The following is a 21,043-nucleotide window of genomic DNA, read 5'->3' as shown; positions in this document are numbered from 1 at the left end:
TCGATAAATGCCAAACCCAAATTTATTAAGACCTTTTTATATTGTCTTCTTAGTTAACTATTTTTGATATAAAAGTTTTAAAGTTTTTGTAAATTCTTTAGTTTTAATTTGTACCAAATATAATCCTTTACTTGCACCAATAGGCATATTAAAAGAGATTGTTTGTATGCCTCCTTTTAGTTCACATTTTTTACTAAATATTAATCTTCCACTAATATTATAAATGTTTAAATCTGCATTAGAATCTACAATTGAAGAATTAATTAACAATCCTCCTGTTCCTTCTAATAAGGGATTTGGTGTTAATACAATTTTGTTATCATTAATTGCAAAATTAGTATTAGCAAGAGTTCCTCTTCTTACCTCAATAACATTACTATATGTAACAACATTATCTAAATCTATTAGTTTTAATCTATAATATATAAGTTCGTCAGTAGTATTATCTATATAAGAATAGTTCATAGGAGTATAATTTGTACCCGCAGCTAATTGCTCATTTAGAGGTGCAAATGCTACATTATCTGAACTTCTTTCTAAGATGAACTTTTGTGCTCGATATTGCTGATACACGTCCCATTTTACACTAACTGGACCAAGACCCGTATATTCAGAATAATAGCTTGTTACTAATGATTGGAGTAAAGCAGGGTTTACAATAACAAATACATTTAGTGATGTTGTAAGTGCTCCTACTGTCGCTACAAGTGCAGTTTCTCCTAAAGCTAAACCTTTTACTGTTTTATTATCAGTTTTTTGAATAATAGTTGGATTGTCTATTACATAAGTAATACCTGGAATATCATTTATTCTTCTTTCAATTCCATCGCTATACATACCAAGTAGTTTAAACTCAGATAAAGTTTGTTCAGGGATTGTTATATCTGGATTCTCATAACGAATACTTTGTAACGTTGCTCCTGCTGGAGATAATACGGTAATTGTATATGTATTTTCTCCTATAATTGCTCCAGTAATATCATACCCGTAAACTGTTATTTTTAAGCTTCCTACAAAGTTTTGAGGGATTGTAAATACAAAGTTATTAGATTCTGGTAATGGTCCAATTCTATTGGTTAAGAATGTCATATTTGTTCCAAGACAATCATAAACTACATTAAGCTTGTTTACATTTACTTGGAGTACATTATAACTAATTGTACCTCCAGATAACATATCTCCAGTAAAAGAATTAGGGTCTATAGCAAAACCTCCATTAAATGTTGTTGTAGATTTGTTTGAATAGCCATTACTTAAATTTGGTAAAAAATTATATCTTAAAGGTGTAGGAATTATACCATCTCTAGTAAAATTGCTATTTGTAGATTTAAAATCTTGTTTTAGTAATTCAAAAATTCTATTATGAACACTAGGAGTCGTTGTTACTCCTGAAGCTGAACCTACTCCATCTATTCCAGATATATGTAGTATGTTTTCTCCAGGGAAAGTACTTATATATTGTGAACTTAATCCAGCTTTCATACTTCTGTTAGGTACTACTGCATCACTTGTTTCTCCATCATATAGATGTGTAATAAATTGATCTAAACTTGATGGCAATTGATTTACTAATGAGTCCCAAAGTAAATACATAGACTTAATCCAAGGTGATGATATTGCAAGTACAGGTATTGTTCCTAGTGGGTTACAAAGAATAGGATGAATCTCACATATTGAAAAATTAGTTGCTACTGCATGTATAGGAACTCCTTGAAGTTTTTGCACATTACTAGGACTATTCAAATTTGCAATAAACTTAGTTTCCTCCTCATTTTTATGAGATAGGTTGTCATTTTCTACGCTTAAAACTTTTGCACCCCAATCGAGAATCTGATCTTTTTCTGGCACAACTCCCGTTTTTTTAACCAAATCACCTACAGTCATTTGTGGAATAATCTGCGAATATGTAAAAGTAAGAGGAACGTATGTAGCAATACCACTAATTATTCTAAATCCATTAACTGCAATTCTCTTATCTAATACTGCATTTGCTGCTTGAGAACCAAAGTGAGGAGTATTAAGAGTAATTAACGAATTGATATCATCTTTATAATAGGTTTGATATGAAATATTTTCAATATATGCTCTGGCATATAAACCTCCCCTACTATGTACTACTAAATTTACTTTACCCGCAGAAACTTTTGCTCCAAGAGCATTTGCTCGTAATGTATTGATTGCATTTGGAATAACTAATGCAGAACCTTCAAAAGGGCTTTCTGCCTCTGTAACATCTGTCCTCCATGCTTTTAATATTTCACTATCTGTATATCCTTTAGTTTTTAATGATTCTTCTATTCCTTTTAAAGAACTCATTTCAGTCCATACACCATGAACTAATAACACTGGAGGTAACGAGAACTTAATAGGATGATCAAAAATCATTACAGGGTTTAGTGGATCTCTTTTGTCCCAAATTACTAATCTAAATTTTGCATAATTTTTGTTTGCAACAAATTCATTCGCATCAATAAACTCAGGATGTCTAAAAATAACATCAACTTCTGTTAGTGTTTCGGGAGTCGCTCCGTTGCCATAATCGGCAATCGGTTTTAATGTAAATTCTCCGTATTTAGCTTTATATAATTCGGTACCAGGAGTTCCTGGAACAGTACTAAAATTGTCATATACAATTTCGTACTTATAATTATTTGAACTTGCATAAAAACCTACACCATCTGTAGTTTTTATTCTAAAAACACTTGATTGAGTTCCATCTGCTGCAAAAATTGGTGCTTCATTTTCTGACGGAACGTAGGTTGCAGTCTGTCTTTTTAAATCTGCAAAAGGGATATAATTCTCTTTTCCATTTAATGGCTCAATTTGATTAAATGGAAAGTTTTTATATTCAACATGCATTACTTTAACATCACCTGGAGGAAGAAATAATCTCATGATTCCTGATGGTGTTGCAATCCAAGAAAAATAAGGACTTAAATCTCCTTCTATCGATCCCGCAGTAATATTATTGGATAACATATCTGGATCGGTAACATTTCTATTAGAAGTATAAGGTATATTTGTATACAATGTATAAGAGTCTGCTAAGTTTACAGGTCCTATACCATCATAAACAATAAGTCCTTTATCGGTTCCTAAATATACTTTTCCAAAAACATCTCCCCAAATAGCTTTATCGTTAAATTTTGCTCCTGCAGGAACAATTTGCGGATCATTTACATTATACCACTTACCATCTTTAAGTACCGAAAAACCAACTCCTGCTATAGATTTAGTTGCCCAAGTTCCTTTTTTATTATTAGCATAAACTCCGTTAAAAACTCCTCCAGAACCTAGTTTTGCTTGTTTTGTAGTATAAAACTCACCTGTAGTTTGTCCTGATAATGTACATTTCATTAACCTCGCTTGTATGTACTCTCCTGGAACTGGAGGGACTTGCGGTACTTCTTGATGTACTTCATAACCATAATGACCTGTCCACATAAACTCTTTATCTGCCGAAATAATAGTGAAATTTCTAGTTTGCCCTGTTTGGCTTGCAGTTGGATTATAAGTGTATGCAGGATAAGGAATATTAGAATCCATTGTCCCATCTTGATGATCTTTCCATGTACTTACCGAATTAAAAGGTGTTGTAGCTTCTGCATTTCTAAAAGAAAAAGTTCCTGGAGTTACAAAATAATTAGGAGAAGACAATAAATCATGATACCTCTGTGCAATCCAGACCGTATTATTTTTATCAACTATAACTTGTTGTGCGTTTAGAGTGGCTGTACCATCTCTTTCTAAATAAGGAAGCCCTTGAGCAGAAAACCCTCTAGCATCTCTGGCTGAAATAAAATGTTGTGATGCTAAAGAACTAACATTTATTTTCTCGACACCGCCGCCATTAAATGTACCACTACTTCCTGAATGTGCTACCCAAATACTTCCTGTCTTGTCAGTGGCCAATGAGTTGATTCTCAAAGTCCCTACAACAGGTGCTGTACCTATAGTTTGTGCACTAAATGTAGGCTGTGGCGTAGAAACAGCTTGACTTAAAAAATAAATTCCTTGTCTGTCTGTTCCTGCCCAAACATTTTTGTTTAAATCGACTGTTATAGCTGTAAACGCTTGACCTGTATGATAAGTCCTAAAACGTGGTTCTGGCGTTTGTCCTTGAGCAATACAATCTGCTGAAGATAATAAGAATATAAATAATCCTATTATCCCAATTTTGCTGAAAAATATATTTTTTTTCATAAATGAGGTTTTAATAATTAATCTAAGTTTGTTAAATTCCCTACTATTATTAGAATTTTAGGAAAATATTTGTTTGCTAAGTTTTTTTTATTTCATTTTTTATAAATTTGAGGGTTATCTTTTTAAAGCAAAATGTGTTTTAAATATTTTTTCTTGCCCATTTTCAACATAATTTACTGTAAACCAGTAATCAGTTGCAGGGAGTTTTTCTCCATTATATGTACCATTCCACCCTTCTTGCTCCGGTGATAGCTCCTTTAGAAGTTTACCAAATCTATCAAAAACATAAACTTTTGCATTAGGCTGACCCTTTATTCCTGCAATATGCCAAGTATCATTATAACCATCTCCGTTTGGAGTGAAAAACTTATCATAATCTAAAACAACCACTTCTATTTCTGTTGGATTGCATCCGAAAGTATCATAAACAGTTATCACATGAGTTCCAGGTTCAACATTTTCAAAAACATTTGAAGCTTGTATAACTTCATTATCCAATTGATATGTGTAATCCCCTTTTCCAACTGATGTTACAATAATTTTTATATTATCTTGAAACGAATATTCAACTAATGCTGATGCTATCGCTGGCTCTGAACGAATAACAATCGCCTCTTTAGGTTCAGATTCGCACCTAGTTTGAATATTAGTTGCAATCACAAAATAGGTTCCTGCTTCTGTAACTTCTAATGTACTTCCATTTTGATTTGGGATTAGTGTCGTATTATTATACCACTCGAAAGTGTGAGTTACAGGACTTAATCCTGAATTTATTATATGACTACTAATCAGATTTCCAGTCGTTTGATTATAACATGATGTTCCTCCATTTGGGGTTGGTTCAGGAAGAAGATTTATTACCAAACTAAAATGAGTATCTGCAGCACATTTATTTACGGTAGCTAGATTTGTTACTTTCGCATAAATAGTTTGTGTGCTTAGTGTATTTGTGAAATTTGACGGATTAGTAATTGGATTGTTTGAATTAAAATCTGCTAAACTCGCAAAATATTCGATTGCATAACCTATTTGATTTGCACCAATTATTGTCGCGTTTAATGTTGTTAAATTAAAAACTGTCAATCCATTATTATTTCCATCAAGATCACATACTGTTGTCAAGTTTATGGTTGGAGCTGTTGCAGTTGTTCTAATTTCTGTAATTAAATTTAATGAAGTAGTGTTAATACAACCTGTACTATTATTTCTTACACTTACCCAAATTAATCTAGAAATACTAGAGAAAATATTCGATATAGGGTTTATTCCTAGTTTTGCATCATTTTGTGTTAGGTGATAATTTACAGTAAACATGGTTTGATTTTGTCCTGCTAATGCTTCGGCATTTTTTGAATTCAAAACAAAAATTGCTTCTCCTGCATTTGTGCTAATACAACTAAAATAATCACTTACTGGTCCTGCTAATGGTAACCGATTTACAATTAATTTTTGTTCTATAACAACTGCACAATTTGTAACACTACTTACAGGATTAGTAGTTACTCTTATCCAAACACTTGCTGTTGGTGACGAATAATTTATTGGATTAATTATTGGATTCAATCCGTTATCAGCATCATTTTGTGTTGCATGATAAGTGACTAAATCATTGCTTCCATTTAAAATGTAATTTTTATTTGTGGTAATATTAAAGATTTCTGTTAAATCGCCAGAATTTGTGTCATCACAATGGATTAATAATGGTGGGTTAATTCTAGGATTAGGAAGTGGTATAATATTTATTGTTAATGATGTCACAGAATAGCATCCGTTAGTATCTACAAATCGAATCCAGAATACTTGTTGAACCTGAGTTTGCAAATAATTTATATTAGATATTTGGTCTGTAAAAGATCCCATATTTGCTGCGGCCTCAGTCAAATAACTTGTTGTATTATAGTTAGTTGCGCTAAAATATAATTGATTAAAATAAGTCGATAAATTAATAACTTCACTATTGTTTCTGTTATAGTCACAAATACTTATAACTTTTGGTGTAAGTATAATTGCTGGTGGATTTATAAAATGGAGTTCTTTTACAATAGGGCAACCAGTAGATATGTTTATTATTTTGACAAAAATTGGAGTAGCAAAATTTGTAAATAGATAAGTTTGCGGATTAGTAATTATATTTATTCCTGCATTAGCATCAGCTAAAGTGAAATAAAATTCCAGATTAAGTGTTGCCGAATTGTAATTAGACAATATACTATAAACAGTTTGTGCAAGATTTATTATTTCTGTTCCGTTTGCATTGTTATCACAAAGTGTGATTTGATTCGGAATTATATATTCTTGATAAAAAGGGTTTAGTGTTATTGTTGCCCAATTATCACAATTTGTGGTTGGTGCCGAAACCCTTACATAAACTACACTAGGATTTGGCGTAAGATTCTGATATGTTGTTGGATTAACAATTGGGTTTGTATTAGCTTGTAAATTAGCTATTGATGTAAAATAAGTAAAAGTAACACCTCCTTGTGAAGTAATCATACTTTGTGCATCGGTCAAATTGAAGAATTCTACTCCATCATTATTAACATCACATTCGGTAATTATTGCATTAGTAAGTAATAAAGGAACTTCTGGTTTGTGCTCTAACGTTACTGATTTTACTTTACTGCAATTATTTATATTCGTTCCTTTTACATAAATTATTTTTGGAAATTCATTAATATTTATAACATAATTAGCAATGTTAGTAATAGGATTAATGCCTGCATAAGCATCTGTTTGTGTCAAGTAATATTGAAACGTATATGGTGTTGGATCCTCAACCACAGTTATATTTAAACTAGTCAGATTTATAATATACTGACCATCTAAGTTATCATCGCAAACATCATAAAAACTATTTACAAATTTTGGTAAATTATATATTTGAAGTTCTAAAACTTTAACTGTAAAACAGCCTGTTATATTATCTAAAAATCGAACATAGATATAAGAAGTTTGATTTGCTGTTACATTATAATTATTTGGTGTACTAATCGAGCTAATTCCTAAAGTTGCATCGTTTAAATTATTATGATACGAAATAGTATATGCTGAAGAATTTACTATCATTCCTGAACCATTTATCCTCGGAATTGAAGTTGTTAAATCAAAAACACCATTTAGTTCATTAGTTAACGAAATATCACATGCAAATTGTATTGCATCAAATGCCTCGATTATTGTTCTTCTTTCAAAGATAATTGTAGAAATAGAAAAACATCCTGATGTTGTATTTGTAACTCTTACAAAAATAGGTAGAGCAATATTACTGGCATTAAATGAAGAAATAGAATAGTTTGCAGTTGTAAAATTCGAAAATGGATTTAAGTTTTGTAAAGCATCACTTTGCGAACTATAATATTGAAAAGATAAACCTGTTATATTACTTATAATTTGAGTTTGATAACTATTAAGGTTTACTAATTCAGTTCCATTTCCTAAATTATCACAAATAAGTGGTGTTATATTATTAGTTAATGGAGATGATTGTAAATTAATTTGAATAGGAACTATCACTTCACAACCCACAACTGTTCCACTAGTTATTTTTACATAAACAATAGTCCCGTTTTGAACAGAAAAATTTAGAGGAATAACGGGATTTCCAGCTGTAGCATTAGCAAGTGTCTCAAAATACTGATAGTTATAAAGAAAATAATTAGTTGTAATCTGAGAATTGAAAGTACTCATATTAGCAATTACTTCGTTATTATCATTTTCAAAATCACAAATATCTACAGTCGGATTTACAGCTATTGGTAATGATTTGACAGTAACATTTATAGGTACAATTCTTGTACAACCTGTAATTGTATTTTCTAAATAAAGATAAATAATACCATTTACACCAAAAATAGTAGTGTCATAAATAAATAAATCCCAGTTTGGCAAAATCTCAAAAATAGGATTATTAGTTTGTGCTGATACTAAGTCGGAATATAATTTTTTGATTATTGGCTCAGTTGGAATTTCATTAACCATTGAAGCTACAATTGCATTTAAATTTGGAATCGGAACTTGTCCATCATTATCAATATCACAAATTTCAAGGGTTGCGATAGTATTTGTTGAAACAGAATTAAAGAAACCAAAATTTATTGCTATAATTGTTGGACATGTTAATGGTAAAATAGTTGGATCTTCCTCTATTCTTACCCAAACTGTTGTTGTTGGGTTTACAGGATAGTTTGTTGTACTATTAGGAATTAAATTAGTTTCTGTATAAGCACCAGCTAAAGTAGAATGCAGACTAATTGTAGGATTTGTAAATCCAGTTCCCAAACTGGGAATTAAAGCCGCTAAATTAAAAGGTTCTGTACCATCAGATCCAATATCACAAACTTGTTTTAAAATTGGAATTCCTATATCGAATGGGTTTAAAATAAAATTTAAGTCATAATTTGAATTACAACCATAGGACCTAACTTTTACATAAACAATTGTATTGGGTGATAAAATATTTATACTTGTTATTGGGTTTGTACCTGAAGCATAATCAATTGGAGAAGCATAACAAGTGACTGTTTCTCCTGGATTTTCTAACTGGATTTGTGCTATATAGGGTAATAAATTTACTATTTCTTGACCATCATTCAAAATATCACAAATAGGATAATCTCTGTTTATATGTTTTATAAATTTTACAGGAACTATAATTCTTTTAATACCAACTGTTCCATTTGCATCAATATATCTCACCCAAATTTCTGAAAATGGTGCAACAGGTGTAAAATTACTAACTTGAGCTAGGGTTAATAAAACTGAAATATCTTGAGTTTGAGCACCTAATAAAGTGGTATAAAACCCTATAGAAGCAGGAACTGGAACTACAGCACTCATAACGTTATTATATACTACATTTAAATTATATGAAGGAATCGGATCTCCAGATTCTAAACAAGCTCCTTCTCCTCCAAAACCTCCTCCTCCTCCATTTCCGTTAGGGTCATTAGGATCAATTCCAATTGCTACACAAAAAGAAATAGTAATAGGCAAAATAGTTGGACAAAATCCCGTAGCAGTTGCAACCATATAAACAGTTACATTTGTAGCAGGTTGCGGGATATTTACTAAATAATTAGCTGGATCTAGAATTGGATTTGTACCATTTTGTGCATCAGATGAAGAAGTATAATACAAAACATTTATTGTTCCAGATCCAGTAATAATTGTTATTGGTACTGTTGTTAAATCATAGTTTTCTTGTAAATTAAAATTAGGATCGTTTATACAAAACGGAACAATTGGGGCTAGCTCCAATTTTGGAAGAATTCTTATAATAACCTTACTAACTGTCCAACAATTGGGATTAGCAGGATTTATTACTCTTATATAAACATCATAAAAACCAGGAATGGTAGTTACAGTAACACTAGAAAAAGGGTTTACATCCTGAATAGCATTAGGTAAATTTTGATAGTAAGAAATAGCCATCCAAGGTTGGTATCCCGCAATCTGATTTGCTAAACCATTTAATGTGACCACTTCTAAACCATCATTATTTGTGTCACACACATAAATATATTGATCTGCAAGCTGAGGAGGTGTTTGAAAAAGATTTGCAGTAATCATCCCTGTTGCATAACAAGCACCAAACGTTTTTCTGTAATAAAAAATTTGAGTGGTACTTATCATATTATAAACATTCATACCAGTTAATGCGTTTATACCAGCATCGGCTTCAAATTGAGTGTTATGAATTGTTTTTACAATACCAGCTTCTGGAACTAACAAACTTTCAATATCTACACTTTCGCTTGGGAAAGGGAGAACTGTATCACAAAAATTTGCAGTAATATTTGGAGCAACTGGAAAATCTAATGAGTAAACAACATTAATAGTACTACTAATTTGTATGGGAGTACAGGTATTATAAAGAACGGTAGCTGTATAAAAGGTGTCATTAGTAGGCGGAATAACATCAATAGGGTTTGAACTTCCTAACAAGCCTCCTGAAGAATTGTACCAATTTATTTGTGTACTACTTACTCCATTAGGTGTGAATTTATATGATTCGTCTAAAACAGACCACACTCCTGTATTTCTTCCAATAGGAGAAATACCCATTGTACCATTTGCATTATTTAATCCAATTAATGAATTTCCATTACCATTTGCGCTAACATTACCATTACATGTAAGAGGTTTATCTTTTACATTAATTTCAATAACATTTGTTGTTTCGTATAATACAATTTGAAATGTCGATTTTCTATCATTTAATCCATAACAATTAAAATGCTTAACACCATTAAAATTTACCACAAATTTTCTAAACGGTGCTGTACCAGAAGTAATGTATTTTACAGAACCACAGTTTTCGCCAACTGCACATCCAAATCCTACAGGAATATTAAGCATATCCTGAAAACCTCCAAAAATTGCATTTCTTACTAATGATGGATTTGGAGTTGTATTTGTTATAGATGAAAAAGAGCCTTCAGGTATACTGCTATTATAACCAAAACGAACGATACCATTATCACCAACATTTACAGAATTATAATTATTACCATAAAAACAAAATGAAAAACCAATTGGAATTGATGAACTCCAAGTATCATCACCAGTAAATACAATTGGAGTGCCATCAAAAAAATTACCCGATTGGGTAAAAGGATTTGTTGTAACAGTATAATCGGTTGTCGATTTTAAATCTGGAAATGTTGCAGTTAACCTTATTTTTTTTGGTGGAATAAAGCTGTACGGACAATCTATATTTATTGTACCAGTATTGTTATTGTGATCAGAAATAACAACAGTTGGCGATTGGCTGAAGGATATGGAAGTAAAAAAAATGAAAAAAATTATAAATAAAGTAGTTTTTTTAGATCTCATTTTTTTGTGATTTATTTAACATAAACATAGTGAAGCTATTTATAGATAAGTTAAAGTATTAGTTATCATTTTGTTATTTTACAAACCTTATTGAATTCTTATAATTTAGATATGAAGCTTGATAAAATCTAAATTTTTTATTGATAATAAAAAAAACTAAATCTAAAATAACATGTAAATATTAGATTTAGTTTCATTTTTTTATTTAACGGAAATGTATTCTTGAGAAGAATAAATAAAATACAGAAGGTCCTTATAGAATAAGAGAACCTAATTATATTTAATTAATTTGAGAAGATAATTTTATTTCATCTTTTATAATTTAAATTAATCCAAAAACACAACCTGATTGCATATAAATCTCAATTTGTTTTAGCAACCATAGGATAATTTATAGAGCTAAAAACGCAAAAATCCAACTTAAAAAAATAATTGAATTACGGTTTTACCACACATTTTGTTAATTTTTTTTATTACAATTTAATGCTTATTTACGGGGTTTTTATTTTAAAAATCTGATATTCAATAATTTATTTATTTTTACATATTAAAAAACAATCTTTTATTTTTTTAACATATGATAACTCGCATCCGTATATTTTATCATTAATTTAAGAATCAAAATTTAATTTTAAAATTTAGTTTTATTATTTTTGAAAAAAATTAGATAATGCAAGAAGCTTCTTTTGCCGGATTAATTAGAACATTAATATATATAATTGGGTTTTATTACCTAGTCAAGTTCTTGTCTCGTATTTTTTTGCCTATACTTTTACAAAAAGCAGCCAATAAAATGCAGGAAAATTTTAACAAACATCAAAATACTTATAATCAGCAAAATAATCAAGATTTTCAAACCCAAAAAAAGGAGAATCTTAAACCTACTAAACAAGTAGGTGATTATATAGATTATGAGGAAGTAGAGTAGATTTTAGTTTTAGTTTTCAAAAATCTAAAATTTATGTATCTTCACACCTTATTTTGATTCAATTCATTACTTTATGAACAAGTTACAAAGATTTTATCCGCATGCATTAGCTATTTTTGCTTTTGTATTAGTTTCTATTATTTATTTTTACCCCGTTTTACAAGGAAAAAAAATTCTCCAGTCAGACATTGTACAATACTCTGGAATGGCTAAGGAACAAAATGATTTTAGAGCAGAAAATCACTCAGAACCCTATTGGACAAATTCCGCTTTTGGTGGTATGCCAACCTACCAATTAGGTGTAAATTATCCGCATAATTACATCAAAAATATTGATGAATTAATTCGGTTTTTACCTCGTCCCGCAGATTATATGTTTCTATATTTCTTAGGGTTTTATGTTCTACTTTTAGTACTAAAAATAAATCCTTTAAAGGCATTTTTTGGTGCATTAGCTTTTGGTTTTTCAACCTATTTAATTATCATTATTGGAGTTGGGCATAATGCAAAAGTGCACGCCATAGCTTATATGCCTATGGTTATTGCTGGTGTTCTATTGGTTTATCGAAATAAATATATTATTGGTGGTTTACTTACATTGTTTGCAGTTGCATTAGAAATTAATGCAAATCATTTTCAAATGACCTACTACTTACTGATACTCTTACTAATAATTACAACATATTTTGTTTACAAAGCCATTAAAAACAAGGAATATAAACCACTATTATATAGTTTTGCGACTTTTGGAATAGCAGGAATATTTGCAATAGGCGCGAATGCGACAAGCTTATTAGCTACTGCCGAATATGCAGATTTTAGTATCAGAGGCAAAAATGAATTAACGTTTAATGCTGATGGTTCAAAAAATGAAACCAATTCAGCAATGACCTATGATTATATTACCGAATACAGTTATGGAATAGCCGAAAGTTTTAACCTAATTGCTCCTCGAATTTTTGGAGGTTCAAATAATGAAAATTTAGGTACAAATTCTTCTATATATGAATATGCAATTGCTCAAAATGTCCCAGAAGATCAGGCAAAAGAAATTGTAAAAGGATTGCCTACTTATTGGGGAGACCAGCCAGGTGTATCGGCTCCGGCCTATATTGGTGCTGTAGTTTTCTTTTTAGCGGTTTTAGCCCTTTTTTGTGATAAACGAAAAATAAAATATGTTTTTCTAGCCGGAGCAATCGTAACATTATTGCTGTCCTGGGGGAAAAATTTCTCAATATTAACAGATTTCTTTATCAATTTTGTACCCATGTATGATAAGTTTAGAGCTGTTTCGTCTATACAAGTTATACTAGAAATTTGCATGCCTGTACTTGCAATTATGGCATTACAATCATTTTTTAAACTAGAAGAAAAAGAAAAATGGACAAACCTATGGAAATCAGCTTCTATAAGTTTAGGGATTTTAGCTTTATTATTCATTTTTAAAGGAAGTTTTAGTTTTGCTGGCGGAGGTGATAATTACTTAGCAGAATCTTATGGTCCAGAATTTATTGATGCATTAAAAGCTGATAGAAAAACGATGTTTTCAGCCGATTTACTTCGTTCAGGTTTTTTAATACTAATAGCTTTTGGGGCAATGTGGTTGTCTATAAAAAATACTATTTCTCATAAAGTAGCTGTCATTTTAGTGGGAATAATAATGGTTTCCGACTTATTTTTTATTGATAAAAATTACTTAAACAGCTCCAGCTTTGCAAACGCTCAAGAAATAGATCAACCATTTCAAGCAACACCAACCGATTTAGAAATTCTAAAAGACACAACACATTATAGAGTTTATGAAGTACAAGGAAGATTACAAGCAAGAACTTCTTATTTTCATAAATCAGTAGGCGGATATAGTGCTGTAAGACCAAGAAGATTTGACCAATTATTTGATTATATTATCGATAGAAATCTTCGTGATCTAAACAAATCTGTAAATCCAGAAACAATGGCTTTAAATAAAAATATTCCCATGCTTGATGCTTTGAATGTTAAGTATATTATTGTGCCAACAAAAGAAGGAGAAATTTCTATTACAAACCCTTTTACAAACGGAAACGCTTGGTTTGTAAATGATATAAAATTAGTAAACTCTGCCGACGAAGAAATGAAATCGTTAGTAAATACCGATTTGAAAAACACAGCTGTAAGAAGCTTAGATAAACTTGAGAAAGGAATTGTAAAACCTTTTGCCAAAGCAGATTCAACAGCAACAATTAAGCTTAATATATATAAATCAAATTATTTAAAATATACTTCAAATAATGCAAATAATGGTTTTGCCGTTTTTTCTGAAATATATTATAAAAATGGTTGGAATGCTTATATAGATGGAAAATTAAATAACCATTATAGAGTTGATTACGTTTTAAGAGGTTTGCCAATTCCTGCAGGAAAACATACTATCGAATTTAAGTTTGAACCACAAGTTGTAAAAACCGGAAGTATGATTTCATTAATAAGTTTTATTGGAATTTTACTATTATTAGCAGGCGGAATTTATTATGAAACGAAACACAAAAAAACTTAATTGAAAACCATATTTTACATAGCACTTGGCGGAGGATTAGGTAGCGTTTTACGTTACTTAACCACTGTTGTTATGAACAAATATTTACAAGCCACTTTCCCTTACGCCACTTTTGTAACTAACATTGTAGGTTGTTTACTTATTGGATTATTCTTTGGTTATTTAGAAAAACAAAATGCTGTTTCTCAGGATTTAAAATTTTTCTTAATCACAGGGCTTTGTGGTGGTTACACTACATTTTCTACGTTTTCTAATGAAAATATACAACTAATACAAAATAATCAAATATTAATTGCTTTTTTATACATTAGTTTGAGTGTTTTCTTCGGATTAATGGCAACATGGACAGGACTAATAATTGCTAAAGGATTATGAAAAAAGTCCTTATCATAACCTATTATTGGCCACCAGCTGGCGGTCCAGGTGTGCAACGTTGGCTTAAGTTTGTAAAATATTTACCTGAATACAATATTCAACCTATTGTTTATATTCCAGAAAATCCGACTTATCCCATTATAGATGAAGGTTTGATTAGTGAAGTTTCAAAGCAAGCTATTATTTTAAGAAATAAGATTATTGAACCTTACCAATTGGCTTCTGTTTTTTCTAAAAAAAACACAAAAGGAATTAGTTCTGGGATTATTCCAAATCAAAAAAAACAAAATTTTATTCAAAAATTATTACTATTAGTTCGTGGTAATTTATTTATTCCAGACGCAAGGATTTTGTGGGTAAAACCATCTGTCAAATACTTGGAAAAGTATATTACAGAAAACAATATAGATACCATAATCACTTCAGGTCCACCTCATAGTTTACATCTCATTGGATTAAAATTGAAACAAAATCTTAGTATAAAATGGTTTGCCGATTTTCGTGATCCTTGGACAACTATTGGTTATCATTCGGCTTTAAAATTATCTTCTTATGCCGAAAAAAAACATAAAAATTTAGAACGAAAAGTTTTAAATACCGCTGATACTATTATAGTAACAAGTAAAACCACAAAAACTGAATTTCAAGCGATTACGTCAAAACCAATCGAAGTAATCACTAATGGTTATGATGTAGAAAATATCTCTAAACAAGTATTAGACGAAAAGTTTACATTAGCACATATTGGTTCCTTTTTGTCCGACAGAAATCCTATGATTTTATGGGAATCTTTAAGTGAATTAGTGGCTGAAAACGAAAATTTCGCAAACCTTTTTCAATTAAAATTAATTGGAAAAGTAAGCCAAGAAATTTTAGATACAATACATGCTTTTAATCTAAACTCTTATATTAATAATTTAGGTTATGTCTCACATAAAGAAGCGGTTGAACATCAAAAAAAATCTCAAATTTTATTATTAATAGAAATTGATTCACCCGAAACTAAAAGTATAATTCCAGGAAAATTATTTGAATATATGGTTTCCGAAAGACCTGTAATTGCGATAGGTCCAAAAGGTTCTGATTTTGCAGAAATTATCACAAATACAAATACGGGCGTTTTCTTTACTTATGATGAAAAAGAGAAATTAAAAAAACTAATTTTATCTTATTTCGAATTATATTTAATAAAAAAACTAATAGTCTCACCAGTTGGATTACAAGAATATTCAAGGAAAAATTTGACAAAAAATTTAGCCGAAATTCTTAATTTACAATAACATCATTTTCTATTCTTCTTTGGAATATAAAAAAATAAAATATGAATAATCGCCAACAACAACTCGACGCTTTCAACAAATTACTTGATGTGATGGACGAGTTACGTGAAAAATGTCCTTGGGATAAAAAGCAAACTTTGCAATCGTTACGCCATCTAACTATAGAAGAAACCTATGAATTAGGTGATGCAATATTGGATAATGACCTAAATGAAGTTAAAAACGAGCTAGGAGATTTATTGTTACATATTGTATTTTATGCCAAAATAGGAAGTGAAACCAATAGTTTTGATATAGGTGATGTTGCTAATGATATTTGCGAAAAATTGATACATAGACATCCTCATATTTATGGAGATGTTGTAGTAGCTGATGAAGAAGAAGTAAAACAAAACTGGGAAAAACTGAAACTCAAAGAAGGCAAAAAATCAGTTTTAGAAGGTGTTCCCAAAAGTTTGCCTGCACTGGTTAAAGCTTCTAGAATTCAAGATAAAGTAAAAGGTGTTGGTTTCGATTGGGAAGAACCACATCAGGTTTGGGATAAAGTGCAAGAAGAATTACAAGAATTACAGGTTGAAGTCGAATCTGGCAATCAAGACAAAATGGAAGCCGAATTTGGCGATGTGTTATTTTCGATGATTAATTATGCTCGTTTTTTGAAGATTAATCCAGAAGATGCTTTAGAAAGAACCAATAAGAAATTTATTAAACGATTTCAGTATTTAGAAAGTAAAGCCGGAGAATTAGGCAAACCTCTTTCTGATATGACATTGGCAGAAATGGATGTCTTTTGGGAAGAAGCGAAAAGATTATAGATTACAGCTTCTTAAAATATATTTCTATTAATTAAAACATCTATTTATGAAACTACCTTATTACGCAGTAATTTTCACATCAGTAAAAACTGAAAATGTAGAAGGTTATAACGAAATGGCTGAACTAATGGAATCACTAGTCAAAAAACAAGATGGTTTTTTAGGCGTAGAATCAGCTAGAAATGATGTTGGTATTACGGTTTCTTATTGGAGAGATTTAGAATCGATAAAAAAATGGAAACAAAACACAGACCATTTAGAGGCTCAGAAAAAAGGAATAAATTCCTGGTATAAATCATACACTACAAGAATAGCTCTAGTAGAAAGAGAATATAGTTTTGAGTTAGCAGATATTTAAAAAAAGAACCGTGAAAATAAGAAAAATCATTTTTTTTATACTTTTATTATGTTCAATATCTAATTATTCTCAAATAAAGAATTTTGAGGAAATAGAAAAATATGTGAAAGAAATTCCAAAATCTGAAACAACAGATATTGAAACTTTGACTAAATATCTAAAAAAGAATGCTAAAACTAAAAAGGAGATTGTTACAAGAATTTATTTTTGGATTGCAGAAAATATTGAGTATGATTGGGATGCTTTTATTAACAAAAAAGAAATTGATGTTTCTGCAATTGCAACTTTAGAAAATAGAAAATCTATTTGTGCAGGATATGCTAATCTATTTAAAGTAATTTGTGACAATGCCAAAATAAAATGTGTAGTAATTGACGGATATGCAAAAGGATATGGTTATAATGGTGAAAAATTAGCCGAAACTAATCATGCTTGGAACGCAGTAAAACTATATGACAAATGGGAATTTATTGATTCGACTTGGGGGAATGGGGGAATAATAATTGACAACCAAGAAGAAAAAGCGTTGAATATTAGATATTTATTTGATGAACCGAATGATTTCATTCTTGAACATTTTCCTGAAAATGAAGAATGGCAATTATTAGAAAATAAAATTACAATTGATACTTTTTTTAGTGAAGGAATGGAAAAAAAACGAAAAATAAGAAGTGGAGAAATTGAAGAATAAATATCTGTAAACAGACGTTATAATATTGGAATAATTATTGATACACAAATAGAATGAAATTATATTACGGGTTCTTTTTTATCCTTTTCTTCTCTGCAAATAGTTTTGCTCAGGAAGGTTCTTCTATACCATCTACTGGAATTCCTAGAGTTGATATAAATATTCCTAAAAATCAGAATGCTACTCCACAATATTCTATCTCGAAGCCATTTGAAATTACAAGATTTAAAAAGCCTTCTAAAATTTATGACGCCCCTCAATTAGAGAAACCTAACCAATTTAATTCAGCAATAAGTGATTTCAATCCTGGAAAAATGTATGCTGATAAATTAAATAAAAGTTCTAGAACAGGTGAAGAAAATGGTGATTCAAAATTGTATAGAAGAAATATGTTTTTAGGTGATTTTAAAACTAAAGCAGATGTTGTGGGAATTTTTTATAGAGATTTTGGTTTGGTTGATGGAGATTTAATCCGAGTTTTAGTAAATGACAAAATTGTAATCTACGAAATATATTTAGGCGGAAATTTTAATCAATTAGATTTGAAACTTGAAAAGGGAATTAATAAAATTGATTTTGAAGCATTAAATCAAGGCACTTCTGGACCTAACACTGCTGAATTTAAAATATTTGATGAAAAAGCAACTCTGATTTCAGAAAATCAATGGAATTTAGGTACTGGTTTTAAAGCCACAGTAATTATAATGAAAGAGTAGCATACTTTTCAGTATGCTACTCAAAAAAATTATTCAGATTGGTTTCTAAAAACCAATTTTCCATCAAAAGAATCTAATAAAATAATACTATCTGTTGCTATAGTTCCTGCTAAAATTTCTTTAGATAATTGGTTCAAAACATCACGTTGTATTACTCTTTTTACTGGTCTTGCACCAAATTGCGGATCATATCCTTTTTCAGATAAATAAGCAATCGCTTCTGGTGTAGCATCCATAGTAATTCCTTGTAACGCTAGCATTTTAGTTACCGATTTAAGTTGCAAACCTACAATTTGAGCAATATTAGCATTGGTCAAAGGTGTAAACATTACAATTTCATCGATACGATTAATAAATTCTGGACGAACGGTTTGTTTCAATAAGCCTAGAACTTCCATTTTGGCTACTTCAATCGTGTCTTCAATACTTCCTTTCAGATTGTCGAATTTATCTTGAATTATTTGGCTTCCCATATTAGAAGTCATAATGATAATGGTATTTTTAAAATCGGCAAGACGACCTTTATTATCTGTCAAACGTCCTTCATCTAGAACTTGTAATAAAATATTGAAAGTATCAGGATGCGCTTTTTCAATCTCATCTAATAAAATTACAGAATAGGGTTTTCTACGAACGGCTTCCGTAAGTTGACCTCCTTCATCATAACCTACATATCCTGGAGGTGCTCCTACTAACCTACTTACACTGTGACGCTCTTGGTATTCACTCATATCAATTCTAGTCATGGCGTTTTCATCATCAAAAAGATATTCGGCTAAAGCTTTTGCTAATTCGGTTTTTCCTACACCGGTTGTACCTAGGAAAAGAAATGTTCCAACAGGTTTTTTCATATCTTGCAAACCTGCACGACTTCTACGAACAGCATCACTTACAGCTTGAATAGCTTCTTCTTGACCCACTACTCTTTTATGTAACTCATCTTCTAGATGTAGCAATTTTTCACGTTCGCCTTGTAACATCTTCATGACTGGAATTCCTGTCCATTTTGCAACTACTTCGGCAATATCTTCTCTGGTAACTTCTTCTTTTATTAAGGAAGTTCCTGATTGGTTTTCTATTAATTGTTTTTGTAAAACGTCTAATCGTTCTTGTGCTTCTTTTATTTTTCCGTAACGGATTTCGGCTACTTTTCCGTAATCTCCATCTCGTTCGGCACGTTCTGCTTCATATTTAAAATCCTCAATTTCGGTTTTTATAACTTGAATATTGTCAACCACATCTTTTTCAGACTTCCATTTAGCATAAATCTCATTTCTATTTTCTTTGAGATTGGCCAAATCCATTCCTAAAATTTTGAGTTTACTCTCATCTTTTTCTCTTTTAATGGCTTCGATTTCAATTTCGAGTTGCATTATTTTACGGTCTAAAACATCGAGTTCTTCTGGTTTAGAGTTGATCTCCATTCTCAGTTTAGAAGCAGCTTCATCCATTAAATCGATAGCTTTATCTGGCAAAAAACGATTGGTAATATACCGTTGAGATAATTCGACTGCAGCAATAATAGCTTCATCTTTTATCTGAACTTTATGGTGTGTTTCGTATTTCTCTTTAATTCCACGTAGAATAGAAATAGCACTTTCAGTATCTGGTTCTTCCACCATAATTTTTTGGAAACGACGTTCGAGAGCTTTGTCTTTTTCGAAATATTTTTGATATTCATCTAATGTTGTTGCTCCAATAGCACGTAACTCACCTCGAGCCAAAGCTGGTTTCAAAATATTTGCTGCATCCATAGCACCTTCTCCACCACCAGCACCTACAAGAGTATGAATTTCGTCAATAAAAAGTACAATATCTCCTTCGGCAGCAGTCACTTCTTTTACAACCGCTTTTAGACGCTCTTCAAATTCACCTTTGTATTTTGCTCCAGCGATTAATGCGCCCATATCTAGCGAAAAGACTATTTTATCTTTCAAGTTATCAGGAACATCTCCATCTACAATTCGATGTGCTAAACCTTCTGCAATAGCAGTTTTACCAACACCAGGTTCACCAACTAACATCGGATTATTTTTTGTTCTACGCGTTAAAATTTGTAATACACGACGAATTTCTTCATCACGACCAATAACAGGATCTAGCTTTCCAGCTTTGGCCAATTCATTAAGGTTTTTGGCATATTTATTTAATGAATTATAGTTTTCTTCTGCAGATGCTGATGTTACTCTTTCTCCTTTTCTTAATTCTTCAATTACTGCTTTCAGTCCTTTTTCGGTTACACCTTGGTCTTTTAAAATTTGTGCTACTTTACTTTTTGATTCAAAAATTGCTAATATTAAATGTTCG

11 protein-coding genes are annotated in these 21,043 nt (G+C 30.7%); 8 read left to right on the top strand and 3 right to left on the bottom strand.

The window, feature by feature from the left end; genetic code table 11:
* Positions 1–57 precede the first annotated feature (57 nt).
* Both ACKVOV_RS06660 and ACKVOV_RS06655 read right to left on the bottom strand, forming a co-directional pair.
* Positions 58–4,203 (bottom strand): T9SS type A sorting domain-containing protein, encoded by a 4,146-nt coding sequence (locus tag ACKVOV_RS06660; protein WP_409205982.1) that lies wholly within the window; start codon positions 4,201–4,203, stop codon positions 58–60.
* A 114-nt stretch (positions 4,204–4,317) separates the two neighbouring features.
* Complete coding sequence (locus tag ACKVOV_RS06655) at positions 4,318–11,037, bottom strand: T9SS type B sorting domain-containing protein (RefSeq protein WP_409205981.1); 6,720 nt, start codon at positions 11,035–11,037, stop codon at positions 4,318–4,320.
* Between the two features lie 670 nt (positions 11,038–11,707).
* Here ACKVOV_RS06655 and ACKVOV_RS06650 point away from each other — a divergent pair.
* The 8 genes from ACKVOV_RS06650 (at position 11,708) to ACKVOV_RS06615 (ending at position 18,736) form a co-directional block, all read left to right on the top strand.
* A complete protein-coding gene (locus ACKVOV_RS06650; protein WP_409205980.1) occupies positions 11,708–11,965 on the top strand; it encodes a DUF4834 domain-containing protein in 258 nt (85 codons plus the stop codon).
* A gap of 73 nt (positions 11,966–12,038) precedes the next feature.
* Positions 12,039–14,501 (top strand): YfhO family protein, encoded by a 2,463-nt coding sequence (locus ACKVOV_RS06645; protein ID WP_409205979.1) that lies wholly within the window; start codon positions 12,039–12,041, stop codon positions 14,499–14,501.
* Positions 14,502–14,876 (top strand): fluoride efflux transporter CrcB, encoded by a 375-nt coding sequence (gene crcB, locus ACKVOV_RS06640; protein WP_409205978.1) that lies wholly within the window; start codon positions 14,502–14,504, stop codon positions 14,874–14,876.
* The gene (locus tag ACKVOV_RS06635) at positions 14,873–16,156 is read left to right on the top strand and encodes a glycosyltransferase family 4 protein (RefSeq protein ID WP_409205977.1); all 1,284 of its coding nucleotides are present in this window, start codon (positions 14,873–14,875) and stop codon (positions 16,154–16,156) included. Before crcB ends, ACKVOV_RS06635 begins: the two co-directional genes overlap by 4 nt.
* Positions 16,157–16,197: 41 nt before the next feature.
* Positions 16,198–16,971 carry a nucleoside triphosphate pyrophosphohydrolase gene (gene mazG / locus ACKVOV_RS06630; protein WP_409205976.1) on the top strand — a complete coding sequence of 258 codons (774 nt, stop codon included), beginning with the start codon at positions 16,198–16,200 and terminating at the stop codon, positions 16,969–16,971.
* 46 nt (positions 16,972–17,017) lie between these two features.
* Positions 17,018–17,329, top strand: coding sequence for an antibiotic biosynthesis monooxygenase family protein (locus ACKVOV_RS06625; protein ID WP_409205975.1), 312 nt, complete (start codon positions 17,018–17,020; stop codon positions 17,327–17,329).
* Positions 17,330–17,339: 10 nt separating this feature from the next.
* Positions 17,340–18,020 (top strand): transglutaminase domain-containing protein, encoded by a 681-nt coding sequence (locus ACKVOV_RS06620; RefSeq protein ID WP_409205974.1) that lies wholly within the window; start codon positions 17,340–17,342, stop codon positions 18,018–18,020.
* A gap of 53 nt (positions 18,021–18,073) precedes the next feature.
* Positions 18,074–18,736, top strand: a complete 663-nt coding sequence (locus tag ACKVOV_RS06615; RefSeq protein ID WP_409205973.1) for a hypothetical protein — start codon at positions 18,074–18,076, stop codon at positions 18,734–18,736.
* 29 nt (positions 18,737–18,765) lie between these two features.
* Here the strand turns inward: ACKVOV_RS06615 and ACKVOV_RS06610 are convergent.
* A partial coding sequence (locus ACKVOV_RS06610) for an ATP-dependent Clp protease ATP-binding subunit (protein WP_409205972.1) occupies positions 18,766–21,043 on the bottom strand: 2,278 nt, incomplete at its 5' end.

This window comes from Flavobacterium sp. (assembly GCF_046153165.1).
Taxonomy (GTDB): Bacteria; Bacteroidota; Bacteroidia; order Flavobacteriales; family Flavobacteriaceae; genus Flavobacterium.
This window is presented reverse-complemented; position numbering and strand designations above follow the sequence as displayed.